Genomic DNA, 26150 nt, shown 5'->3' on the forward strand with positions numbered 1-26150 from the left:
GCACCGAGCGGATAGTCGCCGGACGCGGTGGCACAGGGGTGGGGCGATCACGACATGACGCGAGCGTCTCGGACCTTCGTCGTCTGCGCGTACGTTCAGATCGCGATCGTTGCTCTCGTGAGCACCGCACCGGCGACGACGACGCTGAGTGGTGTTATCCGCCCAGGCGGAAGCGACGCGCTGGGTGAGATCGCGATCACCGGCGACCTCCTGATTGCGGTGAATTCGCGCGTCGAGAGCGAGATTTTCGGTGCGTCGCCACCAGCCGTCGATCGCATCACAGCGACGGGCATCGCCGAGATCTTGAAGGGAGCAATCTTCGACCTGTCGTTCGAGCCCGGCGCCACGGTTGCGCGCGGCGACGCCTACGAGTTGCTCCAGGCAGACGGCGGAATCGTAGTTGATGGTCCTCTCGCCAATGTGCTGCGCAGCTTCACTCCTTCCGCCAATCGCTTCTTCGTCCCCACTATCGAGCCGAGCGCGGGCACTGCTACGGGAGCTGAGCGTCTCGTCGTTCGCGTGAAAGACCGAATCGCCGCGAACTGGAAGGGTGGTGCCGGCGCGTGGGAGGATGCAAGCCTCTGGCTTTTCGGCGGCGTGGCCGGTCCGGGAAGTTCGGGGAGTCCGTCCGAAGACGATTCCACACTCTTTGCTGCGTCGATCGACACCACCGCGTATGTCGCGCTCGGCTCGAGAGCCGCGGTCGACAGCCTGTTCGTCGGAATGGGCAGTGAGCTCGCAATCGGCGCAGGTGGCGACCTCGATCTGCGCGGGGCCGGGCGTCCGGGCGGTCGAGAGCTCACCAACGACGGCGTCGTACGGCTCGAAGGCGGTGGCTCCATCGTCGGTGACGGCACGCTCGCGTTGCTCGGGTCGGGTACGCTCGCACTCTCGAACGATGGCTCGTCGCGCATCGGCTCGGGAGACGACCTCGCGATAACGAACGCGAGTGGACACACGATTCAAGGTAGTGGGTTCCTCGACGTCGGCACGCTCTCACTGAACAACTTCGGGACGATTCGCGCCAGCGTGGGCGCGCCCCTCGTTCTGCGTGGCGCCGTCACGAATCGCGGGCTCTTGGCCGTCGACCAGGCTGCGGTGCTCATAGCCGACGACATCACCTCGACCTCTTCCGGATTCGTCTCCGTCGAAGCGGGTGGCACGCTCGATACCCGCTCCCTTGCGGTCGAGCGCTTCGGCCGCTTCGTCGCGACGGGAGCCGACACGCTCGCGCGCGCCTACTTGCTCTTTGCGGACGGAGACGTCGAGATCGCCGACAGCGCAGTGCTCACTGTCGCGGGTCTTTCGCCCGCTGGAGATGGGACGATCACGCTGAGCAATGGTGGCGTGCTCGACCTGACCTACGGCGTGACGCGGGCGCGGAACGCGATCGCGCTCGACGGTGGTCGCGTGGTTGCGGGCGGCTTTCTGTGGCTCGAGGGGACCAAGCCTACGACCATCATCTCCGGCAGTGGCGTACTCGACTTCACACCGAGCATGCTCCCGTCACCGGCCGGCGTCGTGCTCTCTCGGACCGCTGCGATCTCACCTGGGAATGCGCCCGGCGAACTGGGTCGCATCGATGTGCTGGGGACACTCTCGCTGCGCGACAAGTCGACGGCGAAGTTCGACATCGCGGTCGCTGGAGCCGACCACATTGCCGCCACGGGCAACGTCACTCTTTCGGCGGGTGCAACCATCGCGGCGCACGTTGCGCCCGATCTCGTAGCAGCACGCGGCCAGGTCTTCGACCTCATCGATGCGCCTCACATCTCATCGGCCTTGCCGCTCGTGCTCGCGATCGAGGCCCCATCGACCCCCGACGGCAGCCTCTTCCTGATGCCCGAGCTTCTCTCGACGTCCGCCGGCGAAGTGCTCTCGCTCATCGCCAAGGCACCTGTCACTGCGAGCTGGACGGGAGGCGCCGGGAACTTCGTCGATGCCGACCACTGGCGATTCGACGCGCCAGGCGGCGCGACACAGGGTTCGATCCCGACCGAGGACGGCGCAACGCTTTATCACGTCGTGATCGAGGGCGGTGATGGGGACGACGCACGGGTTGCGCTCGATCGCGATGCCGCCGTCGAGTCGCTCTACGTCGGCGCGAACGACGTGTTCTCGGTCTCCGGCGCATCACTCGACGTGCGCGGCGCCGGGTTCGGCGTGCGTTCTGCGCGTCCGGGGTCAGGTGTCGTGCACAACGACGGCACGATCGTTCTCGGCGATGCGTTCTCGCCCGGCGCGGTGCACACCGAGGGGGATATCGTGCTTGCGGGAACGGGCGCGCTCGTCGCGTCGAGTGTCGGCGGGAATGAGATCAGCTCGCTCACCGGCGCCATCGTGAATGGGGCGAGCCATACGCTTCGCGGCGCGCTCCGCATCGACCCTGGGCGGACCGGCACGGAATTCAGCACGACGGTCGGCACGTTCCGCAACGATGGCGTCGTCGTCGCAGACGCCGCTCCGGGAATCGCGGTAGTTCAGGGGGCAGTCGACAACTTCGGAACAATGCGAGCAGACGGGGCGGGGCACCTCCTGCTCGGCAGCTCATTCACGAATTCGGGACGACTCGAGGCACGCGACGGCGGATCCATCTCGTTCGGCGGATTCGGCCCAAACCGAGGGACGATCCTCGCCTCGGGTCAGGGAAGCCGCATTGCGAACTCCAGCTTCGTGCGGAACGAGGGAACGATCGAGATCGTCGATGGCGCCACGTGGACGGGCAGTATCAGCCAATACGGAACGCAGGAGGCTTCGATTCACGTCGGTGCGGGTGGGCTATGGGCGGGATCCTTCCTCGACGTCATAGGTGGCGCGTTTCGGCTCGACGGTGGAGCGATCGATGGAAGGCGACTATGGCTCGATGGTGCCGACGCCGAACTCGCGGGCACCGCAATGCTCACGGACGAGCTCCTGGTCTATGGCGGTTCACTCTCCATCGGCCCCGTTGGTGGAGTCGGCGTGCTCACCATCGAAGGTGATCTAAGCGTTGCGTACTCGGGCCGGATCGTCCTCGAACTCGGGGGTACTGTGCCCGGAGTCGAGAGCGATTTGCTGACAGTCCTCGGCGTGGCGACGCTCTCGTCTGCCGACGTGACGGTCGACTTCATCTCGAACGAGGGTGAATCAGATCCATTCGCACCCGCACTGGGCGACGAGTTCGACCTCATCGTGGCGAGCACGTTCGTCGGGTTCGATCCCATGACCGCACACCTACCCGAGCTTCCGGCGGATCTCGCGTGGCTCGCGCAGGTCGTGGATCGGGGCGCGGATTCCATCTTCCGACTTCGGATCGTGCCCGAGCCGGGGACATCGATGCTCGTGGCGATCGGGCTCGCGTCGCTCGCCGCGCATTCACGTTGTAGACGTCCGAAGGGGGCGTGACCTCAGCTCCAACCACGGTCATCTCGAACCGCGAGTTTCCTCGGCCTTGGGTTCTTCGCTCTTCGCTTCGCATCGTGGGTCGCGGCTCACACCCCTCGCAATGCGTGAACGAGTCGAGGTTCTTGGCCGCGATTGCATCGACCACGCGATCGACCCGAGCGGGCTCGCCGTAGAGGCGAGTCACGTCCCGGGAGCGAGAGGGGCGGATCTCGACTACACGATCGCTCCCAGAATCTCGGCCGGGGGGAGACGCGTGCGACCCAGCGGTGACCCGCTCCCATTCCCTGGACCGTTAGGTCCCCGCAGCGCGCCCCTCCGAGCGGGCCCGCCAGGGAGAAGAGGGTCGCTGCATGGCGCAGAGAGGAGTGGGGCGATGCTGCGCGCGACCCGCGCGCATCGCGCGCACGAGTCGACGTGATGCGTGCCGGCCGCGGAACCTACAGCCCGCCGCGGAGATCGGAGAGCCAGCGTTTCGCGATGGCGAACGCGACGGCGCTCACGAGCAGACTCGTCGCGATGGAGGCGCCGGGGCCCGCGACCGCGCGGACGGGCGGCTCGACGAGCCAGCCGATCAGCGAAGCGGCGAGCATGGCGGCGATGGTGGGCATGGCGGCCCGTGTCGGCGGGTGGCCGCGAACTCCTTAGCGGGGCCGCTCTCGCGCGCCCGCTCGACGACCGGCGCGCGGGCGGCTACCGAAGCCGGGCCGCGCCGTCGCGCGCGCAGAGGGAGGTCGCACGATGAAGCTCTACGTCACCGCGAACGATGCCGACGGCGAGGCCGTCTTCGCGCGCGACGGCGCGCCGCTCCGGAGCACGGCGTTCCCCGATGGCGGCGGGTTCGAGGAGCTGTGGGTGACGCGCGCGGGTGCGCCGCTCGGGGATGCGGATGCGATCGTCGACGGCTTTCCGTTCTTCCCGGGCGCGGGCGACACGCGCTTCCGCATCGTGCGGCTCGTGCCGGGCTACCTCGAGCGCGCGGCGGCGGGCGAGGGCGGCGCGGCGTCGGGGGCCGACACGGGCGCCGACGTGCTCGAGGCCGACGCACCGGGCATGCACACGACCGACTCGATCGACTTCGGCATCGTGCTCGCGGGCGAGGTCGAGCTCGAGCTCGACCGCGGCGAGAAGCGCGTGCTGCGCGCGGGCGACGCGTTCGTGCAGCGCGCGACGCGGCACCGCTGGATCCCGCGCGGCGCGGAGCCGCTCGTGATGGCGGTGCTCATGCTGGGAACGCCGGCCTCGCGCTGACGCGGGCCGGCGGGGCGCCGACCCGCGCGCCGCATCGGCGCTCGCGCGCCTAGCCTCCGAGCCGCTCGAAGATCGCGTCCGGCGTCGCGGCGCGGCTCGCATCGGCGGCGTTGCGCAGGCAGCTGCGGAGCCGCGCGCAGAGCGCGTCGGCGCGGTCGATGCCGCGCGCTTCGAGCGCGGCGGGCAGCAGGCGCTCGACGACGATCTCCATGTGCTGGGGTGAGACGGTGGCGGCCGCGAGGCCGGCGTCCTTCAGCGCGAGGCGCACGGTGCCGCGCGCCTCGAGGCGGTCGAGCGAGCTGTTCTCCTCGATCTCGCGGCAGACGAGCTCGAAGGCGGGTGAGTCGGCCATGTCAGGCGGGCCTCGCGACGCGGGCGCGCACGCGCGCCTTCCACGCCTCGGTGGGGAAGAACGCGAGCGTGATGGTCGCGCTCGACACGAGGCCGAACACGGCCATCACCACCTGGGGCCCGACGTGCTCGCTCATGTGCTCGCCGGTCGCGACGTTGAGGCCGATCAGGAAGACGTTGAGCGCCGTGACGGCGACGCCGTGCACGCCCCAGAGCAGGATGCGGTTCGCGACCACGGGGTCGGCGAGGCCGAGCGCGACGCGGCGGCGCGCCTTCGACCACTCGAGCAGGCTCTCGAAGCCCGACCACGCATAACAGGTGAGCGAGAGGGCCGCGGTCACGCGCGTCCAGAGCTGGCTCGCCTCGCCGGACGGCATCGCGGGCGGTGCGGCGGCGATCGCGCCCACCTGCCCGAACGCGCTCGCGCCGAGGCCGGCGATGGCCGCGAGCGCGAAGGCCCAGGCCCAGCGCGCGCGCGGGCGGAAGACGACGAGCGTGAAGACGTAGAAGGAGGCGAGCCCCGCCGCGGTGAAGACGAGGCCCGCCGCGCCGAGCGCGAGGTCGACGTCGCCGCACGCGCGCAGTCCCACACCCGAGACCGCCGAGAGCGGATAGCCGACGAGGCAGATGAACAGGAAGCCGAGGCCGCACGCCCAGGCGGGCGAGCCGCCGCCGCGCAGCGCCGCGGTGTGGACGAGCCGGATGCCGACGGCGGACCCGACGAGGACGAACATCGCGAGTGCGAGCAATCCGATCATGCCTTCCCCCCAATGCGTGCATGCGGCGTCCCGGCGACGCCCGTTCGGCAGGACGCCCGGGTCGGGACATGCCCCGTTCCGGGCCAGGCATGCGAATCGGTGGCGCGCCCGCTCCGACGCGAGGCGTGCGATCGCTCGATCCGCGGCGCGCGAGGTGGCACGCTAGGCGCGCGCTCGCGAAGCTGCGCCGCGCGTCCGGCGTTCCGAGGAGTCGACGATCCGATGCCCATCGAGAAGGTCTTCCACTGCGACGGACGCCTCGCGATCACGCGCTGCAGCGGCGCGGTGACGACCGACGACCTGGTCGTCCTGCGCGACCATCCGCGCGCTCCGAGCCCGGACGGCTACGTCGAGCTCGTGGACTGCCGCGCCGTGGTCACCATCCCGGTGTCGCCGGAGGCGATCCGCCGCTTCGTGCACCAGATGCGCGGGCGGCGCGACCTCGCCGCGCGCGCGGCCATCCTCGCCCCGTCCGCGCTCGGCTTCGGGATGGCGAGGATGTTCGACTCGCTCGCCTCGCTCGCGCAGTGGCCGGGGGAGGTGCGCGTCTTCCGCTCGGGCGAGGGCCTCGCCGAGTGGCTGTTCGGCGACGAGGACTGCCGCATGGCCGGCGAGCTCGCGACCGCGGTCGCGGGCGAGGCGCCCGTCACTCTCCGATGATCTTGATGAGCACGCGCTTCGCGCGCCGTCCGTCGAACTCGCCGTAGAACACCTGCTCCCACGGTCCGAAGTCGAGCCGGCCGTCCGTGATCGCGACGACCACCTCGCGGCCCATCACCTGGCGCTTGTGGTGCGCGTCGCCGTTGTCCTCGCCGGTGCGGTTGTGGCGGTAGCGATCGGGGCTCGGATCGAAGGGCGCGAGCCGCTCGAGCCACTCCTTGTAGTCCGCGTGCAGCCCGGGCTCGTCGTCGTTCACGAAGACGCTCGCGGTGATGTGCATGGCGTTCACGAGGCACAGCCCCTCGCGCACCCCGCTCGCGGCGACCGCGCGCTCGACCTCGGGCGTGATGTTCACGAAGTCCATGCGCGCCGGAACCTCGAGCGTGAGGGTCTCCCGGTGGCTCTTCACGTCGGCACCTCCCGGCGGCCGAGCGTGGCAGACGCGCGTCGGCCGGGAAAGCGGCGCCCGAGCCGCGGCGCCCGTCGCGGCGCCCGCGACGGCGCGCTACCCAACGGCGATCTGCCGGGAGCGCGCATGCACGAAGAGAAGCCGATCGCCGAGGCCGACGTCGGAAGCTGGGATCTCGAGACCGACGTCGCCGTCGTCGGGCTCGGCTGCGCGGGTGCGTGCGCGGCGATCGAGGCGCGCGAGGCGGGTGCCGACGTCGTCGTGCTCGAGCGCGCGAGCGGCGGGGGCGGGACGTCGGCGCAGTCGGGCGGGCTCGTCTACCTCGGCGGCGGCACGCCCGTGCAGCAGGCGTGCGGCTACGACGACACGCCCGATGCGATGTACGCGTTCCTCATGGAGGCGTGCGGCCCGCACGCGGACGCCGCGAAGGTGCGCGCCTACTGCGACGGCTCGGTCGCGCACTTCCACTGGCTCGAGGCACACGGCGTTCCGTTCAAGCGCAGCTTCTTCCCCGAGCCGAGCATGGAGGCGCCGACCGACGACTGCCTCGTGTTCTCGGGCGGCGAGGACACGTGGCCGTTCACCGAGATCGCGAAGCCCGCGCCGCGCGGACACAAGCCGCAGCACGAGGACGCCGCGGGCGGCTTCCTGATGCGCTGCCTCGTCGACGCGGTCGCGAAGAGCGGCGCGCGCGTCGAGGTCGACGCGCTCGCGCGCGCGCTCGTCGTCGATGCGGCGGGCGCCGTCGTCGGCGTCGTCGCGACGCGCGACGGCGCGCGGCTCGCGGTGCGCGCGCGCCGCGGCGTCGTGCTCGCGGCGGGCGGCTTCGTGCTGAACGACGCGATGCTCGCCGCGCACGTGCCCGTGCTCGCGTCGTGCACCTGGCGCCTCAGCGCGGGCGGCGACGACGGCAGCGGCATCCGCATGGGGCAGGGCGCGGGCGGCGCCGTCGTGCGCATGGACGCGGGCGAGTGCGCCATTCCGCTCACGCCGCCGCGCCGGCTCGTGCGCGGCGTCATCGTGAACCGCTTCGGCCAGCGCTTCATCAACGAGGACACCTACTACGGGCGCGTCGGACAGGAGGCGCTCTTCCGCCAGGGCGGCCTCTTCTACTGGATCCACGACGAGTCGACCTACGAGGTGAACCGCGCGGGCATGCAGGTGGACGTCGTCGCCGAGACGATCGAGGAGCTCGAAGGCGAGCTCGGCCTGCCCGACGGCGCGCTCGTCGCGACGATGGAGCTCTACAACCGCCACGCGCGCGCGGGCCGCGACCCCGTCTTCCACAAGGGCGCCGAGTTCGTCGTCCCGCTCGAGCGTCCGCCGTTCGGCGCGATCCGCGTGGCGACGGGCGAGGCGCTCTACGCGGGCTTCACGCTCGGCGGCCTGCACACGGACGTCGAGGGGCGCGTGCTCACGATCGCGGGGGAGCCGGTCGCAGGCCTCTTCGCCGCCGGGCGCACGACGTCGGGCATCGCGGCGTCGGGCTATGCGAGCGGCATCTCGCTCGGCGACGGCACGTTCTTCGGGCGCGCGGCGGGCCGCTCGGCCGCCGCGCGCCGGTAGCGCGCGCGTGGAGGACGCCGGCGCGTCGCAGCGCCTCGCGTTCGCCGATGCGACGGCCGCGGCGCGCGTCGGCATGAGCCTCTCGCACCGCGCCTCGCTCCACCCCGAGCGCGACGCGATCCGCTGCGAGCACGGCGACCGCACGTTCGCGGCGCTGAACGCGCGCGCGAACCGGCTGCTGCGCGCGCTGCGCGCGCGCGGGCTGCGCGCGGGCGACGGCGTCGCGATCGTGTCGCGCAACCGGCCGGAGTTCGCCGAGGCGTTCTTCGCCTGCCTGCGCGGCGGCCTGCGTTTCACGCCCGTGAACTGGCACGGCAGCGAGGACGAGATCGCGTACGTCGTCGCCGACTGCGAGGCGCGCGCGCTCGTGTGCGACGCGGCGTTCGCACCGGCGGCCGCGCGCGCGCGCGAAGCCGCCGGCGCGCGGCTCGACGTGCGACTCGCGGTCGGCGGGGCGCTCGACGCGTTCGAGCCGTTCGAGGACGCGCTCGCGCCCGAGAGCGGCGACGACGTCGAGGACGCGTCGCTCGGCGACACGATGCTCTACACGTCGGGCACGACGGGGCGTCCGAAGGGCGTGCGCCGCGCGCCGCCCGAGCCCGACACGGCCGCCGTCGGCCTGCAGCTCCTGATCGGCGTCTTCGACTTCCGGGCGGACGCGGGCGACGTGTCGCTCGCGACCGGCCCGCTCTACCACTCGGGCCCACTCAACCTCTGCCTGAACGCGCCGCTCTCGGCGGGCGTGCCCGTCGTGCTGATGGACAAGTGGGACGCGCGGCGGATGCTCGCGCTCCTCGAACGGCACGGCGTCACGCACACGTTCTGCGTCCCCACGATGTTCCACCGCCTGCTCGCGCTGCCCGAAGGCGAGCGCCGCGCGTGCGACACGTCGCGACTGCGCTTCGTGATCCACGGCGCGGCGCCGACGCCGGTCGAGGACAAGCGGCGGATGATCGAGTGGCTGGGCCCGATCCTCACCGAGATCTTCGCGTCGACGGAGGGGCCGGGAACGTTCGTGAGCTCGCAGGAGTGGCTCGCGCGGCCGGGCACCGTCGGGCGGCCGGCGCCGGGCGCGGTGCGCATCCTCGACGAGCGCGGCGCCGAGCTGCCGCCGGGCGAGGTCGGCGTCGTGCACCTGCGCGCCGCGCCGGGCGCTTCGTTCGAGTACTTCAAGGACGCGGAGAAGACGCGCGCCGCGCAGCGCGACGGCTTCTACACGGTGGGCGACGTCGGCTACCTCGACGACGAGGGCTACCTGTTCCTGACCGGGCGCAGCGCCGAGCTCGCGATCGTCGGCGGCACGAACGTGTACCCGGCCGAGATCGACGACGTGCTGCTGCTGCACGACGCGGTCGAGGACGCGGCGGCGTTCGGCGTGCCGAGCGCCGAGTGGGGCGAGGAGATCGAGGCCATCGTCGCGCTCGCGCCGGACGCGTCGCCGGGCGACGCGCTCGCCGAGGCGCTGCGCGCGCACTGCCGCGAGCGGCTCCCGACGATCAAGATCCCGCGGCGCATCGCGTTCGTCGAGCGCGTCCCGCGCAGCGAGGCCGGCAAGGTGCTGCGCCGGCGCATCCGCGACGAGCGACTCGCGCAGGAGGCGCCCGGCGGCGGCGCGGCGGGCGGCGCGGCGGACGGCGCCAAGGGCGGCGCGAAGGGCGGCGCGGCGGGCGGTGCCAAGGGCGGTGCGGCGGAGCGCGGCACGTGAGCGCTCGTCCTTCCGCGGCGCCTCCGCCCCGCGGCCACACCGCGGCCGCCGCGGCCGGCGACACCGCGCTCGGCGTCGCGCTCCTGCTCGTGGTGCTCGCGAGCGCGCTCGCCCTCGCGCTCGGGGCGTGGCTCGGCGCCGGTCCGGGCGCGGCGGGCGTTCCGCACGCGCGCATTCCGGCGATGTTCGCGGGCGGCGCGAGCGGCGATCGCGACGGCGCCGTGCTCGCGGCGGGCGCCGTGTTCGGCGCGCTCCAGATCGTGTTCTTCGGGCTGTGCTTCGCGCTCGGCATGCGGCGGGGCGGCGCGCTCGGGCGGCTCGCGCGGCCGCTCGCGATCGGCGTCGCGCTCTACCTCGCCGTCTGGGGCGCGCTCGTCGCTGCCTACGCGCAGTACGCGGCCGCGCCCATGGCGAGCCCGCGCTGGCTCGGGCTCCCGCTGCCGACCGCGCTGCTGCTCTTCGCGCTCTGGCCCTTCCCGCTGTGGTTCGCCGCGCTCTACCTGCGCGGCTTCGAGCGCCACGTCCTCACGGACGACGACTTCGCGCGCTTCCGCGCGCGACTCGAAGCGCTCGCGGCGCGCGACGCGCAGGGCGGACGCGATGGCGAGGCGCGCGAATGACGGCGTCGTCGCTCGAGCCCGTGCGCGCCGAGATCACGCTCGCGCTCGTCGCGCTCTACCTCGTCGCGTGCATCGCGATCGGCTTCTGGGCGATGCGGCGCACGCACTCGGCGCGCGACTTCTTCGTCGCGGGGCGGCGGCTCGGCACCTGGGTCACGAGCATCGCCGTCTTCTCGACCACGCTCTCGGGCTTCGGCTTCGTCGGCGGGCCCGGGATGATCTACGCGATGGGCGTGACGTCGGTCTGGATGATCGTCACGTCCGTCACCGGCTACGTGCTGACGTTCGTGCTGCTGGCGAAGCGGCTGCGCCTGCTGTCCGAGGCGCGCGATGCGCTCTCGCTCCCCGACGTCGTCGCCGCGCGCTACGGCGACGCGCGCACGGGCGCGCTCGTCGCGCTCGCGATCGTGCTCGGGGTGCTCGGCTACCTCGCGACGCAGATCCTCGCGATGGCGACCGTGCTGCAGGACGTGCTCGCGAGCGCGCTCGGGCCGGGCGTGCTCGGGCTCGAGGCGTGCGCGGCCGTCTCGTGTGCCGTGCTCGTCCTCTACTGCACGACCGGCGGCATCATCGCCTCCGTCTACACCGACCTCGTGCAGGGCGCGCTCATGATCGGCGCGGGCGTGCTCGTCTGCCTGGCGGCGAACGCGTCGATGGAGGGCGGGTTCCCGGCGATGGCCGCGGCGCTCGCGCTCGACGACCCCGAGGCGATCGGGCCGTGGGGCACGCTCGGGATGTTCGGGAGCCTCTCGCTGTTCGCGCTCTTCATGCTCGGCACGGCCGGCCAGCCGCACGTGATCACGAAGCTCATGATGACCGAGCGGCCGAGCGATGCGCGCCGCATGCTGCCGCTCTCGCTCGCGGGCTACACGCTGTCGGCGCTCCTGTGGCTGTCGGTCGGGCTCGCGATGCGCGCGCTCGTCGTCGGCGGCGCGCACGCGCCGCTCGCGACGTCGAACGCCGCGGCGCCGGTCTTCCTGCAGCACTACGCGCACCCCGTGCTCGCCGGGCTCGTGTTCGCGGGGCTCCTCGCGGCGATCATGTCCACCGCCGACGCGTTCCTCAACATCGGGGCCGCCGCGCTCGTGCACGACCTCCCGCGCTGGTGGCGCGGCGGGGCGCCGCCGTCGCCGGGCCGCGACGAGCTCGCGCTCGCGCGCGTCGCGAGCGTCGCGCTCGCGCTGCTCGGCACCGCGTTCGCGCTCTACTCGCACCGCGTGAACCAGGAGCTGATCGCCTTCCTCGGCATCTTCGGGAGCGCCACGTTCGCGGCGGCGCTCGTGCCCGTCGTGGCGATCGGCTTCAACTGGCGTCGCGCGACGCCGCGCGCGGCGAACTGCGCGATCGCCGCGAGCCTCGCGATCAACGTCGGGATGGAGCTCGGCGACGTGCGGCTGCCGCTCGGCATCGAGGGCGGCATCGTCGCGATGCTCGTGTCGCTCGCGCTCTTCCTCGGGATCTCGCTCGTCGAGCCGCCGCCCGCGCTCGCGCCCGACGTCGAGGCGGCGCTCGATGCGTGACGACGAGCTCGCGGCGCTCGCGGAGCGCGCGCGCGAGGTCGCGCCCGCGTTCGCGCCCGGGCGCGAGGTGCGCGCCGTCGCGCCGCTCGGCTCCGGGCACATCCACGCGACGCTGCGGGTCGCGCTCGCGGGGGCGGGCCCCGACCTCGTGCTGCAGAGCCTGAACGAGCACGTCTTCCCCGACGTGGGCGCGCTGATGGCGAACGTCGAGCGCGTCACCGCGCACCTGCGCGCGCGCGCGCCGCGCGACGGCGACGAGCGCGCGGTGCTGCGGGTCGTGCGCGCGGCCGACGGCGCGCTCGTCGCGCGCGACGCGGCCGGCACGGCCTGGCGCGCGTTCGTCTACGCGCGCGGGACGTTCGCGATCGACGTCGTGCCGACCGACGAGCTGGCGTTCCGCACGGCGCGCGCGTTCGGCGCCTTCGCGGCCGCGCTCGCCGACCTCGACCCGGCCTCGCTCGCACTCCCGATTCCGGGCTTCCACGACCTCGCCGGCCGGCTCGCCCAGCTCGAGCGCGCGGTCGCGGCCGACCGCGTCGGTCGCCTCCGCGACGTCGGCGAAGAGCTGGCCCGCGCGCGCTCTCTCGGCGCCGAGGTCGGGGCGGCGCTCGACGCGAGCGGCGCGCTCGCACTCCCCGCGCGCCCCGTGCACAACGACTGCAAGATCAACAACCTGCTGTTCGACGAGGCGACGCGCGAGCCCGTGTGCGTGGTCGACCTCGACACCGTCATGCCGGGCACGCTGCTCGCGGACTTCGGCGAGCTCGTGCGGACGGCCACCTGCCGGGCCGCCGAGGACGAGCGCGACCTCGCGCTCGTCGACTTCGACGCGGCGCGCTTCGACGCGCTCGCGCGCGGCTACGTCGAGGGGCTCGGCGGCGCGGCGAGCGACGGCGAGCGCGACGCGCTGTGGCTCGGCGGCCCGTGGATGGCGCTCGAGAACGCGGTCCGCTTCCTGGCCGACCACCTCGACGGCGACCGCTACTTCCGGCCGCGCCGGCCCGACCACAACCTGCACCGCACGCGCGCGCAGCTGCACCTCGCCGAGCAGCTCTGGCGCTCGCGCGACGCGCTGCGGGAGACGCTCGCGCGCGCGGCGGGGAAGGGCGCGCGAGCCGGGCGCTAGGCGAGTGCGGCGCGCGCGCGCCGCTCGGCGGCGTCCGGCGCGCGGCGGGTCGCGCGCTTGCTAGGATGCGGCCGCCGCGCGGCGGGAGCGTCCGCTCGCGCCGAGACGGCGAGGAGGCCCCATGGCGATCTACGAACCCATCGCGTCCGACGGCCCGCGCACGCGGCTGCGCCTGCGCAGCCCGGTCGACCTCGCGCCCATCGGCGAGATCGAGTGCGCCACCGCAGAGGACGTGCGCGCGGCGCTCGAGCGCGCGCGCAAGGCGCAGCCGGAGTGGGCGGCGCTCTCGTTCCGCGAGCGCGCGCGCTACGTCTACCGCTTCATGGACGTCTTCCTCGAACGGCACGAGGAGATCCTCGACGTCATCCACAAGGAGACGGGCAAGGCGCGCAGCGAGGCGATCTCGATGGAGATCTTCGCGCCGCTCTCGTCGGCGGCCTACTACGCGAAGCGCGCGGAGCGCTTCCTCAAGCCGCGGCGGCGGCGCATCGCGGGGATGATGGGGCTCATGAAGCAGCTCCGCGTCGCCTACGTGCCGCTCGGCGTCGTGGGCATCATCACGCCGTGGAACGGCCCGGTCGCGCTCGCGGTGAACCCGATCGTGCAGGCGCTCATGGCGGGCAACGCCGTGCTGCTGAAGCCGTCCGAGGTGACGCCGTTCTCGAGCCAGCTCGTCGTCGAGATGTTCCAGCAGGCGGGCCTGCCCGAGGGCGTGCTGCAGGTGCTCGTCGGCGACGGCCGCACGGGCGCCGCGCTCGTCGAGAGCGGCGTCGACAAGATCTCGTTCACGGGCAGCGTCGCGACGGGCCGCAAGGTGGCCGAGGCGTGCGGGCGGCTGCTCGTGCCGTGCACGCTCGAGCTCGGCGGCAAGGACGCGATGATCGTGTGCCGCGACGCCGACCTCGAGCGCGCCGTGAACGGCGCGCTGATCGGCTCGTGCATGAACACGGGGCAGTACTGCTGCGGCACCGAGCGCATCTACGTCGTCGACGAGCTGTACGACGCGTTCGTCGCGAAGGTGGTCGACAAGGCGCGCGACCTGCGCCAGGGCGCCGAGGGCGAGTACGACGTCGGCGCGCTCTTCTGGGACCGCCAGCTCGACATCGTCGAGCGCCACGTCGAGGACGCGAAGCAGCGCGGCGCGACGGTGCTCGTCGGCGGGCGCCGCAACCCGAATCTGCAGGGCCTCTACTACGAGCCCACCGTGATCGTCGACGTCGACCACTCGATGGACATCATGAAGCACGAGACCTTCGGGCCGGTGGTCGCGATCATGCGGGTGGCGGACGAGGAGGAGGCGCTGCGCCTCGCGAACGACTCGGAGTACGGCCTCAACGGCAACGTCTGGACCCAGGACAAGGACAAGGGGTTCGAGATCGCGCAGCGCATGCACACGGGCGGCGTGTGCGTGAACGACATGGCGCTCACCTACGGCGTGCCCGAGGCGCCCTTCGGCGGACGCAAGGCGAGCGGCGTCGGCCAGGTGAACGGCAAGAAGGGCATTCGCGGCTACACGCACGAGCTGCCCGTGATCCTCGACCGCCGCGGCGGCAAGGACGTCCAGGGCGGCTATCCGTACACGCGCAAGGGCGAGGACGGGACGCTCGGCTTCGCGAAGTTCCTGTTCGGCAACGCGACGCTGCGGCGCTGGCTCGGCTGAAGCGCCGACGCGCGCGGCGCACGGCCGCGCCGCTCGCGTCAGGGGTCGAGGCGCGCCGTCGCGTCGCCCGCGAGCACGGCGACCCCGTCCTGGTTGCGCGTCTCGATCGCGACGTCCGCCTCGAGGGCGTCCGCGCGCACGGCCGTCAGCGTGAGCCGCGTCGTGAGCGTGTCGCCCGGCCAGACCTGCGCGAGGAAGCGCGCGCGGTAGCGCAGCAGCCGGTCGTGGCCGACCCAGGCCGCGAGCGGCTTGCCGGCGAGGCCCATCGTCAGCATCCCGTGCGCGAACGTGCCGCGGAAGCCCATCGCGCGCGCGAACGGCTCGTCGGTGTGCAGCGGCTGGAAGTCGCCCGACGCGCCCGCGTACATCACGATCTGCGTGCGCGAGAGGTCGTCGACGACCACCTCCTCGCGCGCGTCGCCCACGCGCACGGCGCGCGCCGAGAGCGCCACCTCAGGTGACCTGTCGCTCGGTGCCGACGCCGACGAAGCGCGCGGTGAGCACGAGCTCGCCGCTCTCGTCGCGAAGCTCGGTCACGGTCTCGGTGAAGACGAGCGCGCCGCCGCGGCGACCCTGCTTCTCCCACGTGCGCCCGGGCCGCACCGTCGCGACGAGCGTCTCGCCGGGCCGCATCGGCCGGTGGTACGCGAACTCCTGCTCGGCGTGGAAGCCCTTCACGCCGCCCGCCGGCATGACGCCCGCGCCCACGTCCTCGCGCCCCGAGCCGAACCAGGGCTCGCCCGGGCGCGGGCGGCGGTCGTACTCGGGATCGAAGTGGTCGGCGGCCTGCGCGAACGTCGGCGGCGCGACGACGCCGCCGCACGCGCGCGCCTCGGGCGAGCCCGCGTCCGCGTAGACGGCGCTCGCGTCGCCGAGCGCGCGCGCGAAGAGCGCGACGTGCCCGGCCTCGACGGGGAAGCGGAAGGTCCGCGCCATGGCGGGGCGGGCGCCTAGCCCTGCAGCGCCTCGACCTGGCGGCGCCGGTAGTCGAGGAACTTGATGTACGCCTCGGCGTCCTGCTTCGAGGTGTCGAAGCCCGTGGCCGCGCGGAACGACGCGAGCGCATCGTTCCAGTGGTTCTGGTTCATGCGCGCGATGCCGCGCAGGATGTGCGCGCTGCCCGGGTCGCGCAGGCCGCCCTTCGCGAGCGCCTTCCCGAGCGCGTCGTCCGCCTGCGGCCAGACCTGCGTGTTGATCATGATCTGACCGAGCCGCATGTAGAGCTCGCCGTCCGACGCCTCGCGCGCGGCGGCGGCGAGCGGCTCGAACGCCTTGTGCGGCTCGCGCGAGAAGATGTAGGCCTCCGAGAGCAGCTCGTTCGTCGTCTTGTCGCGCTCGAGGATGCCGTCGGCGATGGCCTTCTCGAGCACCGCGCCGGCCCGTTCGGGCATCTCGTGGAAGAGGTAGAGACGCGCGAGCTGCACGACCTCGCGATCCTTCTGGAGGAGCCCGCTCGTGTAGGCGAGCTGGAGCACGCCGAGCGCCTTCTTCTCCTTGCCCGCCTCCGCGTACGCGCCCGACAGCTGCGTGTAGTACTCGGGCTTGTTGAAGCGGACGAGGAGCTGCTCGAGCACCTCGGCCATCTTGGTGTAGTCGCCGAGCATGTAGTAGATCTGGCCGAGCAGGCGGAGCCAGTTCTCCTGCGGCTCGTCGGACATCTCGACCGCGATCTCCGCGGGCCGTCGCGCGGCCTTCGGGTTCGGCGGGTCGGTCTGCATGTAGGAGAGCGCGAACACGTAGAAGTTGTGCGGCTGCGGCCGCACCGGCGCGTTCGGCCGGCTCGCCTTGCGCAGCCACTCGCGCTGCACCTCGAGCGCCTTCTCGTACTGCCCCTGCATCGCGTACAGCTGGCCGACGCTCCACTCGAGGTTGTACTGCTGGCTCCACGTCAGCACGTCGAGGCTGATCGCCTTCTCGAAGTAGGCGATCGCCTTCGGGTAGTCCTCGAGCCCGTTCGCGACGTAGCCGTAGAACATGTAGATCGTCGCCTGCTCGATCTCCTTCAGACCGCGGCGGCGGGCGAGCTCGTCGAGCAGCTTGCGCGCGTCGGCCATGCGCTCGTCCGTCATCGCGAGCTGGACTTCCTGGAGCTTCTTCGCGACCTGCGGGCCGGGCAGGCCGCCGCGCGGGCGGTTCGCCTCCTCCTCGGCCGTGTTGCCCCCCTTGTCGTCGCCGCCGCCCGCGTCTCCGCTCTGGGCGAGCGCCGGCGCGACGAGCGCGACGCAGGCAGCGGTGACGAGCAGGGCGTGGATCCATCGGCGCATGATTCGAGGGGCTCCGTTGCAGGTGCGGCCGGCGGGCGCCGCGCGGTCGGGCGCGCTGCGTGCGCGCCGGCTACGACTTCTCGAGCTCGAAGTCGAGGTGGACCTTGGTCTTGAAGGCGACGGGCTTGCCGTCGACGACCTTGGGGTTGTACTTCCAGCGCCGCACGGCCCGCAGCGCGGCGTTGTTGAAGATCGTGCTCGGGTAGTAGGCGACGACGACCGGCTCCTCGACCGTGCCGCGCGGCGTGATCGTGAACTCGACCTCGACCCAGCCCTCGGTGCCGCGCTCCTGTGCGCGCGGAGGGTAGGTGGGCTCGATGCGCACGAGCGGGATGGCCTCGGAGTCGACGGCCGCGCCGAGCCCCATGCCGCCGATGCCCTCGGGCCCGCCGAGATCGAGGCCGCCCATGAGCCCGGAGCCTCCGCTCTCGGTGGGGTCGGCCTTCGACATGCTCATCGGCGGCGGCGGCGGCGCGTCGTCCGGCCGCTCGAGCTCGGGCTTCTCGCGCTCCTTCTCCGCGATCTGCTCCTCGCGCTTGAGGCGCACGAAGTCGATCACCTTGCCGTGCGACGCTTCGTCCGGGCGGTTGTCGCCCATCGCGATGAGCGCCTGCATCACGAAGAAGAGGCCGAACGTGACGAGGGCGCCGAGGGCGGCGGTGCCGAGATAGCGCGGGATCATGCAGGCCCCTCCGCGGTCAGTTCACTTGATTCGCGGCGATCGAGACGTCGATGCCGACCTGCCGCGCTGCGTCCATCACCGTGACGAGCAGGCCGTTCTTCGAGTTCTTGTCCGCCTGCACGACCACCGAGCCCTGCGGGTTCTCGGCGTGGAGGCGCTCGATGTTGGCGCGCAGCGCGCGCGGGTCGACCTGGCGGCCGTCGATCCACAGCTGGCCGTTCTCGCTGATGGCGACGAGGATGTTCCCGGCCTGCTTCTGCTCGGCGGTCTGGGCGTCCGGGCGGTTCACGTCGATGCCCGCCTCCTTCACGAACGACGCCGTCACGATGAAGAAGATGAGCATGATGAACACGACGTCGAGCATCGGCGTGAGGTCCACTCCGGCTTCGTCGTCGGCTGCGCTGTGTCGCTTTCGCATGTCTCGCTCGCTCTCGTTGCCGCGCCGCGCGCGGGAGGAGCCCGGCTCCGGGCCCGGGGTCGTCAGACGATCGTCATCTCGTCGGCGATGCGCTCGGCCTCGTTGTTCGCATAGCGCTCGATCTGCACGCTGAAGATCAGCCCGGAGATCGCCGCGACCATCCCGGCCATCGTCGGCACCGTCGCGCGCGACACGCCCGATGCGAGTGCGCGCGCGTTGCCGCTGCCGGCGATGGCCATCACGTCGAAGACCTCGATCATGCCGGTCACCGTTCCGAGCAGGCCGAGCAGCGGGCAGAGGGCGACGAGCGTCTTGATCATCGAGACGTTCTGGTTCAGGTCCTCGGTGACGCGGCTGATCAGCATGCGGCGGATCTGGTGCGCGTTCCACGACGAGTGGTCGCTCCGCGACTCCCACCGCTCGATCGTCCGCTCCGCCTGCTTCGGGTGCACGAGGCGGAAGTACCAGAGCCGCTCGAGGATGAAGCTCCACATCAGGAACGTCGTGACCAGGATGAACACGAGGACGCGTCCACCCGCCTCGAGGAAGTCGCGGACGAGGTAGAAGGCCTCGAACACGCTAGTTGCTCCCCTCGGCGCGCGCGGCGACGAGGCCGGTGCTCTGCTCCTCGAGCACGTCGACGATGCGCTTGCTGCTCGCCGACACGAAGGCGTGCAGCAGCACGAGCGGGATCGCCGTCATGAGGCCGATCATCGTCGTGACGAGCGCCTCGGAGATGCCGCTCGCCATCATCTTCGGGTCGCCGGTGCCGAACAGCGTGATGATCTGGAAGGTCGCGATCATGCCGGTGACGGTGCCGAGCAGCCCGAGCAGCGGCGCCACCACCGACACCACCTTGATCAGCCAGATGAAGCGCTCGAGGCGCCCCGTCTCCTTCATGATCGCCTCGTCGAGGCGCAGCTCGAGGGTCTCCGGGTCGGCGCCGGCGTTCGCCTCGTACACCTGCAGCACGCGGCCGAGCGGGTCGCCGTCGCTCGCCTGCGCGCTGCGCTGCGTCGCGGCGACGCGGCGGCTCGTGGCGAACAGCACCGTCCAGCGCCAGATGGCGATCAGGGCGGCGAAGACGCCCAGCGCGATCGTCGTGTAGCCGATCGCGCCGCCGAACGGGATCTGGTCGGCGAGCGAGCGCGTGTTGACGAGCAGGCTCAGGATCTGGCCGCGCGACGGGTCGAGCGCGACGGTCGCGAGCCCCGACGTCGCGGCCTCGAAGGCGGGCAGCACCGAGGTGTACCGGGCCGGCGGCTGCTTCGCGAGCTCCTTGAGCCCCTGCGTCTCCGAGTCGTAGACGATGTACTTGCCGTCCGACACGGCGTTGAAGGTGCCGACGCGGACGACCGAGCGCGTGGACTCCTGCCCGTCGGGCGTCGTCACCTTCGCGTCGAAGCGCACGACGCGACCGGACTCGGTCATCTCGCGATGGAGCTCGTACCACAGGCGCTGGAGCTCGCGGATCGCGGGCAGCTTCTTGCTCTTGCCGAGCTCGAGCAGGAAGTCGGCGCGATCGCGCCCGAGCTGCGTGCTCGTGATCGACTCCTCGATCGCCGTGCGCGACTCGCCGGCGACCTGGCGGACGACGCCGAACAGCTCGCCGAGGTTGCCCATGCGCTGGGCCTTCTGCTCCTCGAGCACGGCGAGCTGCTTCTCGTTCTCGTTGTACGTCGCCTCGAGCTGCTGGCTGCGCGCCTCGGCGGCGGCCACCGCGGCCTCGGCCTCCTTGACGAGCCGCGCCTGCTCGTCGCGGCGCGACTTGAACTCGGCCTCGCGCTGCTTGTTGGTCTGCTGCTCGGCCTTCCAGCCGAGGCGGACCTCCTCGAGCAGCTCCTCGAGGCTCTTGGCCTCGGGCTTCACCTCGGCGCTGGCGTTCGGGGCGGCGGCGGCGGCGGCCGGCTCGGCGGGGGCGTCCTGGGCGTCCTGCGCGGGCGCGGCTCCGGCGATGCAGAGCGCGGCGGCCACGGTGGCCGCGATCCATCGGGCATCGAGCTCGAGCATCTTCATGGCTACAGGTTCTCCGGAGCGGTGACGGGGACGAGGATGAGCGACGGCGCGGCCTGCTTGCGCGCCATGCGGAGGCCTTCCTTCACGGAGTCCTGGTAGCTGCGGTCGAGCGGCACCCAGCTGCGCGCGTTCTGGTCCCACGCGCCGATGTACTCGCCGTCGGGCGTCATGTAGACGAGCGCGACGCGTCCGATGCGCAGGAAGTCGGCCTCGCGCATCGTGCCGTCGATCTCGATGCGGTCGACGTAGGACTCGATCGTGCGGCCGTACTCGTTCTCGATCGAGTAGGCCTCCATGATCGCGCGGTACTTCTCGGCGTCGGTCACGTCCGCCTTCGCCATCGCGTCGCGCAGGTTGTGCACGCGCTGCGCGCGCTCGCGCCGCAGGAAGGGCACGTCGAGCTCGACGAAGCGCTCGAGGCCGTCGATCATCTTGAGCATCAGCGGCGTGATCTGGCGCCCGACGAGCTCGACGTTGTCGATCTCCTCGGTGAGCTGCGCGATCTGCTCGCTCTGCTGGTCGATCAGCTTCGCGTACTGCCGGTTGAACACCTTCAGCGCGTCGAGCTGCGTCATCGTGTTGGTGTAGGCGAGCAGGAGCTGGTCGGCCTCGTCGGCGAGGGCGTCGATCCGCTTCTGCGACTGCTGCGTCTCGGCGTTGGCGGCGAGGCGTGTCTCGAGCGCCTCGTCGAAGCTGTTCGCGTCCGCGGGGCACACGACGCCGGCCGCCGCGAGCGCGGCGATCGCCGCGACGAGGGGCCGTCCGGCCGCACGGCGACCATCCCAGGAGCAAGAGCGTTGCCAAGAGCGCATGAAGGTTCCTTCTCTCCGGTGTTCCGTCGTGTCGACGCCGTCGACCCCGTGCCCGGTTCCGTCCCGCCGCTTCCGCTGCCGGGACGTCCCACGCGACGGCTCGGCCGTGTCGTGACGTGCTGCGCCGCGACGGAGCGAGCGAGGCCGTGCATCGTTAGGCGAGAGCGACGGGAGTCGATGGGGGCGGCCTCGCGCTGGGCGACGGCGCTTCCCGTCCTGGCTCGCGATGTCGGTACGTTCCCGATTCCGCGGACGTCGTCGAGGATCGGTCGTCGGTCGGCTACCTCGGCTGTGCAGCGCGAACTCGCGCACGACGTCGCGAGCACCGCCGCCCCCAACGGCCGGCGCACTCTAGCGTGACCCGCCGTCATACGAGAAGCCATTTTTCTTCGGGGAGTTCGACCGGCTCGCGACGAGCGCCGTCCCGCGTTGACGATCGTCAGTGCGCGACCGGCGCCCGCGGGAGATCGCGTCGCGCGGCGACGCACCGGGCCTCGCGGTCGACACGGTCGGATCGGGGAGCGCCATCGCGCGGGCAGCATCCGCGACCCGCGCGCCGGCGTGCATCCCCAGGACGGGGGAAGGTGGGCGCTAGCGCGCGAGCCGCGCCATCAGCACGACGACGAGCAGCGTGACGGCGCCGACCGCATAACGACTCTTCGACACGCGCTCGAGCACCTCGGCGAAGGCGCTGCGCGGCGCGGGCGTGAGCAGCTCGGCCGGGATGTCGTCGAGCTGCGAGAGCTCCGTCGGCGCCGCGGCGCGGAGGCCCTCCGTGCGCACGCGCACGCCGCGGGCCTCGCCGCCGCTCGGCGGCAGGATGCGGTTCTCGGCCGAGACCGAGTAGAGCGACTTCGGCCGCACCGGCACGTCGAGGACGACGATGCCGTCGTCCTCGATCCACATCGAGTCGTCCCAGACGGTGACGAGCGGCCCGCTCCGCCGCCCCCAGATCGTCCAGCGCTCCCCTTCGGCGTCGCCCCACACGAGCTCCGTGTCGCCCTCGAAGACGATCTCGTCGGGCTCGACGGGCCGGAACACGACGCTCGGGTTGGCGCGCGCGTAGACGACGGCCGCGCAGCGGGGCGGGCACGTGTCGAGCGAGATGTCGGACGTGGCGATCGGGTCCGGCGCGGCGTCCGGGAGCTCGAGGATCGGGAGCGCATCCGCGGCGGTAGCGACCGTCGCCATCGCGACGGCGACGCACAGGGCACTTCGTACGCAGCGCTCGCGGCCTCGCTCTCGTCGCGCGCGTCGCATGGCACCTCGCATCCCGGCTCGGCGCGCGGACGGCGCGCGCGAGAGGGGGGCGAAGGATAGACGGCGCGCGGCGCCGCGGCCGGCCGCGGGGCGCGGTGCCGCGCGCAGGCGCGCGCGCCGACGCCCGGACGGGCTCAGAAGGGATGGAGCCACGAGCGCGGCGGAGGCGGCGCCTCGCTCGCGCCCGACGGGTCGTCCGCGCAGTCGGGGTCGGGGTGCGCGATGCCGCCGCCGTCCCAGTCGACGAGCCCGTCGCCGTCGTCGTCGACGCCGTCGTCGCACGCGGGCGACTCGGTCACGGCGTAGGCGTCCGCGCAGCCCGGGTCGGCGGGGAAGTCGACGAGCCCGTCGCCATCGTCGTCGCGGCCGTTGCTGCACTGCGCCGGGTAGAAGCCGCGCTCGGCGAGGCACGCGGTCGCGTCGCCGCCGTCGTCCGCGAGCGCCGCGCAGCGCTCGCGGGCCGCTCGGAACTCGGCCTCGGTCGGCCGGCGCGTGCCGCGCGCGTCGAGCGGGACGTAGCGCCAGTGGACGACCGCGCCGTCGGGGCCGGGTGTCTCGAAGACGGGGGAGGGCGGGCCGTCGTCCGGCGCGACGCGGGGCGCGAGCGCCGGGCAGCCGGAGAGCGCGGCGATCGCGAGGGGGAGAGCGAGCGCGCGAAGCGCGCCGCGCGCGAGCGCGCGAAGCGTGTCGGAGGCGCGACGCATCGGGCGCGCGAGTATCGCTCGGCGCGGCGCCGTTGCTTTCGCGCGACTTTCGCCTAGGGTTGGCGGCCCCCCTCCTGCCGAGCGCGCCGCGCGGCCGACGCGCGGGGGGCTCGGCGCACCGCGAGCGCGCGCGCCGTCGCGCGCGCCGTCCACACGCGAAGCGCATCGGCCGTCGATGCGCGGCGCGCTTCGCGCCCGCCGGGCGCGCGAGGGTCGGGGGCCGACGAGGATGGGTCGAGACGTCGCCGATGCGGCCGCGGCCGCCGCAGCCGGGCTCAACGATGCGCAGCGCGAGGCCGTGCTCCACGGCGCGCCCGGAACGGCGACGCCGGCGGCGCCGCTGCTCGTGATCGCCGGCGCGGGCTCCGGCAAGACGGCGACGCTCGCCCATCGCGTCGCGCACCTGATCGACGGCGGCGTCGACCCGCGGCGCATCCTGCTGCTCACGTTCACGCGCCGCGCCGCGCTCGAGATGACGCGGCGCGCGCAGCAGCTCGTCGCGGCGGCCCGCGCGGAGCGCGAGCGGGCGGAGCTCGACTGGGACGCGCCCGCGCGCGCGCGCGACGGCCGGCTCGCCTGGTCGGGCACGTTCCACGCCGTCGGGAACCGCCTGCTGCGCCTCTACGCCGACGTCGCCGGGCTCGATCCGGCCTTCACCGTGCTCGACCGCTCCGACGCCGCCGACCTGCTCGACTGGCTGCGCACCGAGCTCGGGCTCGCGACGCGCGACCGTCGCTTCCCGCGCAAGGGAACGTGCCTCGCGATCTACTCGCACGTCGTGAACGCGCGCTGCGAGCTCGCACTCGCGCTCGAGCGCGCGTTTCCGTGGTGCGCGGGCTGGGAGGACGAGCTGCGCGCGCTGTTCGCGGCCTACGTCGAGGCGAAGCAGGCGCGCAGCGTGCTCGACTACGACGACCTGCTGCTCTACTGGCGCGCGCTCATGGACGACCCGGCGATCGCACACGACATCGGCGGGCGCTTCGATCACGTGCTCGTCGACGAGTTCCAGGACACGAACCGGCTCCAGCTCGAGATCCTGCTCGCGATGAAGCCCGACGGCGCCGGGCTCACCGCCGTCGGCGACGACGCCCAGGCGATCTACTCGTTCCGCGCCGCCGACGTGCGCAACATCCTCGACTTCCCGCACGCGTTCGCGCGCCCCGCGCGCGTCGTCACGCTCGAGCAGAGCTACCGCTCGACGCAGCCGATCCTCGACGCGTGCAACGCGGTGATCGGTCTCGCGCGCGAGCGCTTCACGAAGAACCTCCGTTCGACGCGCGCGTCCGCGCGCAAGCCCCGGCTCGTCGCAGTCGAGGACGAGCTCGCGCAGGTCGACTACGTCGTCGGCCGCGTGCTCGCGCTGCGCGAGGAGGGCGTCGCCCTCCGACGCCAGGCCGTGCTCTTCCGCAGCGGCCACCACTCCGATGCGCTCGAGGTCGAGCTCGGGCGCCGCCGCATCCCGTACGTGAAGTACGGCGGCCTCAAGTTCCTCGAGGCCGCGCACGTGAAGGACGTGCTGTGCGTGCTGCGCTGGGTCGAGAACCGGCGCGACATCGTGGCCGCGCACCGCGTGCTCAAGCTCCTGCCGGGCGTCGGGCCCGCGAGCGCGCGGAGGCTCTTCGCGCAGCTCGAGGCCGGCGGCTTCCGCGTCGAGCGGCTGCGCGCGCAGCGCATCCCGGGCGCGGCCGCCGACGAGTTCGTCGCGCTCTGCGACCTGCTCGAGGAGCTCGGCGCACCCGGTGCGCCGTGGGAGGGGCAGGTCGAGCGCGTGAGCGCGTGGTACGCGACGGCGCTCGAGCGCCTCCACGACGCGGCGCCCGCGCGCGCCGCCGACATCGACCAGCTCGAGCGCATCGCGACCACCTACCCGACGCGCGAGCGCTTCCTGTCGGAGCTCGCGCTCGACCCCCCGGACGCGACGAGCGACGAAGCGGGCGAGCCGCGCCTCGACGACGACTTCCTCGTGCTCTCGACCATCCACTCGGCGAAGGGGCAGGAGTGGGATGCCGTGACCGTGCTCGACGTCGTCGACGGCTGCATCCCGTCCGACATGGCCACGAAGGACGAGGCGCAGATCGAGGAGGAGCGCCGTCTGCTCTACGTCGCGATGACGCGCGCGCGCGACGATCTCGCGCTCGTCGTGCCGCAGCGCTTCTACGTGCACCACCAGCCGCGGCGCGGCGACCGACACGTCTACGCGGCGCGTTCGCGCTTCCTGCCCGACGCGCTGCTCGGGCGCTTCGAGCGCGTCGTCCACCGCCCCGCCGCGATCGAGGCGGACGCGGCCGGCCGGCGCCGCGCGCTCGCGCGCATCGACGTCGCGGCGCGCATGCGATCGATGTGGAGCGGCTGAGCGGCGAGGTGATCGTCGTGCTCGGCGCGGCGGTCCGGCCGGACGGCACGCCGAGCGCGGCGCTCGCGCGCCGGATCGCGCACGCGGTCGAGCTCGCGCGCGCGCGGCCCCGCGCGCTGCTCGTCGCGACGGGCGGGAGGGGCGTCCACGGGCCGCCCGAGGCCGACGTGATGGCCGCGCACGCGCTCGCCGCCGGCATCGCGGCGGAGCGCGTGCTGCGCGAGCGGCATGCGACGAACACCGGGGAGAGCGCGCGCCTGTGCGCGCGACTGCTGCGCGAGCGCGGGGTGGCCGGGCCGGGCGCGCCGCCCGGCGGACGCGTCGTGATCGTGACGGATGCGTGGCACCAGCGGCGCGCGCGGCTCGCGTTCCGGCGCATGCGCCTCGGGGCGCGCGACGGTGTGGTGCTCGAGAGCAGCAGTCCGGAGGGCGGGGTGGGAGGCGCGCTTCGCACGCGCGCGGTGCGCGCGCTGCGCGAGTGGATCGGGCTCGCCTGGTACGCGCTCACGTTCCGCGGCTAGCGCGCGAGCGCGCGCGGCCCGGGGAGCGTCAGCGCGGGGCCGGCCGGGGCCCGGCGCGCCTAACGTCGCTGGCGGCGGCGCCTCGGCAGCTCGCCCATGTCCCGCATGTTGAG

The 26150-nt window shown here is 72.9% G+C and carries 25 protein-coding genes; 11 read left to right on the plus strand and 14 right to left on the minus strand.

Annotation, left to right across the window (positions count from 1 at the left end):
• Window positions 1–117: 117 nt before the first annotated feature.
• Window positions 118–3384: a hypothetical protein gene (locus R3E88_08825; protein MEZ4216567.1), complete on the plus strand. Its 3267-nt coding sequence runs from the start codon at window positions 118–120 to the stop codon at window positions 3382–3384.
• A 437-nt stretch (window positions 3385–3821) separates the two neighbouring features.
• On the opposite strand, the gene R3E88_08830 is transcribed toward R3E88_08825, so the two are convergent.
• Window positions 3822–3992 (minus strand): hypothetical protein, encoded by a 171-nt coding sequence (locus R3E88_08830; GenBank protein MEZ4216568.1) that lies wholly within the window; start codon window positions 3990–3992, stop codon window positions 3822–3824.
• A 130-nt stretch (window positions 3993–4122) separates the two neighbouring features.
• Between R3E88_08830 and R3E88_08835 the strand changes: the two genes are divergently transcribed.
• A complete protein-coding gene (locus R3E88_08835; GenBank protein MEZ4216569.1) occupies window positions 4123–4632 on the plus strand; it encodes a cupin domain-containing protein in 510 nt (169 codons plus the stop codon).
• 49 nt (window positions 4633–4681) lie between these two features.
• On the opposite strand, the gene R3E88_08840 is transcribed toward R3E88_08835, so the two are convergent.
• Together R3E88_08840 and R3E88_08845 are read right to left on the minus strand one after the other, a co-directional pair.
• The gene (locus R3E88_08840; protein MEZ4216570.1) at window positions 4682–4984 is read right to left on the minus strand and encodes a hypothetical protein; all 303 of its coding nucleotides are present in this window, start codon (window positions 4982–4984) and stop codon (window positions 4682–4684) included.
• Between the two features lies 1 nt (window position 4985).
• Window positions 4986–5741: a hypothetical protein gene (locus R3E88_08845; protein ID MEZ4216571.1), complete on the minus strand. Its 756-nt coding sequence runs from the start codon at window positions 5739–5741 to the stop codon at window positions 4986–4988.
• Window positions 5742–5963: 222 nt separating this feature from the next.
• On the opposite strand from R3E88_08845, the gene R3E88_08850 reads away from it, so the two are divergent.
• Window positions 5964–6401 carry a hypothetical protein gene (locus R3E88_08850; GenBank protein ID MEZ4216572.1) on the plus strand — a complete coding sequence of 146 codons (438 nt, stop codon included), beginning with the start codon at window positions 5964–5966 and terminating at the stop codon, window positions 6399–6401.
• Here the strand turns inward: R3E88_08850 and R3E88_08855 are convergent.
• The gene (locus R3E88_08855) at window positions 6388–6810 is read right to left on the minus strand and encodes a secondary thiamine-phosphate synthase enzyme YjbQ (protein MEZ4216573.1); all 423 of its coding nucleotides are present in this window, start codon (window positions 6808–6810) and stop codon (window positions 6388–6390) included. The genes R3E88_08850 and R3E88_08855 overlap by 14 nt on opposite strands.
• A 126-nt stretch (window positions 6811–6936) precedes the next feature.
• Between R3E88_08855 and R3E88_08860 the strand changes: the two genes are divergently transcribed.
• The 6 genes from R3E88_08860 (at window position 6937) to R3E88_08885 (ending at window position 15007) form a co-directional block, all read left to right on the plus strand.
• Window positions 6937–8376, plus strand: a complete 1440-nt coding sequence (locus tag R3E88_08860; protein MEZ4216574.1) for an FAD-dependent oxidoreductase — start codon at window positions 6937–6939, stop codon at window positions 8374–8376.
• Window positions 8377–8383: 7 nt separating this feature from the next.
• Window positions 8384–10081, plus strand: coding sequence for an AMP-binding protein (locus tag R3E88_08865; GenBank protein ID MEZ4216575.1), 1698 nt, complete (start codon window positions 8384–8386; stop codon window positions 10079–10081).
• On the plus strand, window positions 10078–10701 hold the full coding sequence (locus tag R3E88_08870) for a hypothetical protein (protein ID MEZ4216576.1): 624 nt from the start codon (window positions 10078–10080) through the stop codon (window positions 10699–10701). Before R3E88_08865 ends, R3E88_08870 begins: the two co-directional genes overlap by 4 nt.
• A complete protein-coding gene (locus tag R3E88_08875) occupies window positions 10698–12221 on the plus strand; it encodes a hypothetical protein (protein ID MEZ4216577.1) in 1524 nt (507 codons plus the stop codon). Before R3E88_08870 ends, R3E88_08875 begins: the two co-directional genes overlap by 4 nt.
• Entirely contained in the window at window positions 12214–13347 is a 1134-nt protein-coding gene (locus tag R3E88_08880) for a phosphotransferase (protein MEZ4216578.1), read from the plus strand. Before R3E88_08875 ends, R3E88_08880 begins: the two co-directional genes overlap by 8 nt.
• A gap of 121 nt (window positions 13348–13468) precedes the next feature.
• Window positions 13469–15007, plus strand: a complete 1539-nt coding sequence (locus tag R3E88_08885; protein ID MEZ4216579.1) for a succinic semialdehyde dehydrogenase — start codon at window positions 13469–13471, stop codon at window positions 15005–15007.
• A 38-nt stretch (window positions 15008–15045) separates the two neighbouring features.
• Here the strand turns inward: R3E88_08885 and R3E88_08890 are convergent, their stop codons facing one another.
• The 10 genes from R3E88_08890 to R3E88_08935 all read right to left on the minus strand — a co-directional run bounded on the left by R3E88_08890 (window position 15046) and on the right by R3E88_08935 (window position 23163).
• On the minus strand, window positions 15046–15459 hold the full coding sequence (locus R3E88_08890; protein MEZ4216580.1) for a MaoC/PaaZ C-terminal domain-containing protein: 414 nt from the start codon (window positions 15457–15459) through the stop codon (window positions 15046–15048).
• 1 nt (window position 15460) lies between these two features.
• The gene (locus tag R3E88_08895) at window positions 15461–15943 is read right to left on the minus strand and encodes a MaoC family dehydratase N-terminal domain-containing protein (protein ID MEZ4216581.1); all 483 of its coding nucleotides are present in this window, start codon (window positions 15941–15943) and stop codon (window positions 15461–15463) included.
• A gap of 14 nt (window positions 15944–15957) precedes the next feature.
• Window positions 15958–17271: a tetratricopeptide repeat protein gene (locus R3E88_08900; protein ID MEZ4216582.1), complete on the minus strand. Its 1314-nt coding sequence runs from the start codon at window positions 17269–17271 to the stop codon at window positions 15958–15960.
• Between the two features lie 70 nt (window positions 17272–17341).
• A complete protein-coding gene (locus R3E88_08905; GenBank protein ID MEZ4216583.1) occupies window positions 17342–17953 on the minus strand; it encodes an energy transducer TonB in 612 nt (203 codons plus the stop codon).
• A 16-nt stretch (window positions 17954–17969) separates the two neighbouring features.
• Entirely contained in the window at window positions 17970–18371 is a 402-nt protein-coding gene (locus tag R3E88_08910; protein ID MEZ4216584.1) for a biopolymer transporter ExbD, read from the minus strand.
• A gap of 62 nt (window positions 18372–18433) precedes the next feature.
• Window positions 18434–18949, minus strand: a complete 516-nt coding sequence (locus R3E88_08915) for a MotA/TolQ/ExbB proton channel family protein (GenBank protein MEZ4216585.1) — start codon at window positions 18947–18949, stop codon at window positions 18434–18436.
• A gap of 1 nt (window position 18950) precedes the next feature.
• On the minus strand, window positions 18951–20387 hold the full coding sequence (locus R3E88_08920; GenBank protein MEZ4216586.1) for a MotA/TolQ/ExbB proton channel family protein: 1437 nt from the start codon (window positions 20385–20387) through the stop codon (window positions 18951–18953).
• 2 nt (window positions 20388–20389) lie between these two features.
• Window positions 20390–21199, minus strand: a complete 810-nt coding sequence (locus tag R3E88_08925; protein MEZ4216587.1) for a DUF3450 domain-containing protein — start codon at window positions 21197–21199, stop codon at window positions 20390–20392.
• Between the two features lie 591 nt (window positions 21200–21790).
• Window positions 21791–22390, minus strand: coding sequence for a hypothetical protein (locus tag R3E88_08930; GenBank protein ID MEZ4216588.1), 600 nt, complete (start codon window positions 22388–22390; stop codon window positions 21791–21793).
• A gap of 203 nt (window positions 22391–22593) precedes the next feature.
• Window positions 22594–23163: a hypothetical protein gene (locus R3E88_08935; protein MEZ4216589.1), complete on the minus strand. Its 570-nt coding sequence runs from the start codon at window positions 23161–23163 to the stop codon at window positions 22594–22596.
• 229 nt (window positions 23164–23392) lie between these two features.
• On the opposite strand from R3E88_08935, the gene R3E88_08940 reads away from it, so the two are divergent.
• Both R3E88_08940 and R3E88_08945 read left to right on the plus strand, forming a co-directional pair.
• The gene (locus R3E88_08940; protein ID MEZ4216590.1) at window positions 23393–25516 is read left to right on the plus strand and encodes an ATP-dependent helicase; all 2124 of its coding nucleotides are present in this window, start codon (window positions 23393–23395) and stop codon (window positions 25514–25516) included.
• The gene (locus R3E88_08945; GenBank protein MEZ4216591.1) at window positions 25504–26037 is read left to right on the plus strand and encodes a YdcF family protein; all 534 of its coding nucleotides are present in this window, start codon (window positions 25504–25506) and stop codon (window positions 26035–26037) included. The genes R3E88_08940 and R3E88_08945 overlap by 13 nt, the downstream gene beginning before the upstream one ends.
• Window positions 26038–26150: the final 113 nt, after the last annotated feature.

Source organism: Myxococcota bacterium (assembly GCA_041389495.1).
GTDB lineage: Bacteria > Myxococcota_A > UBA9160 > UBA9160 > UBA4427 > JAWKRT01.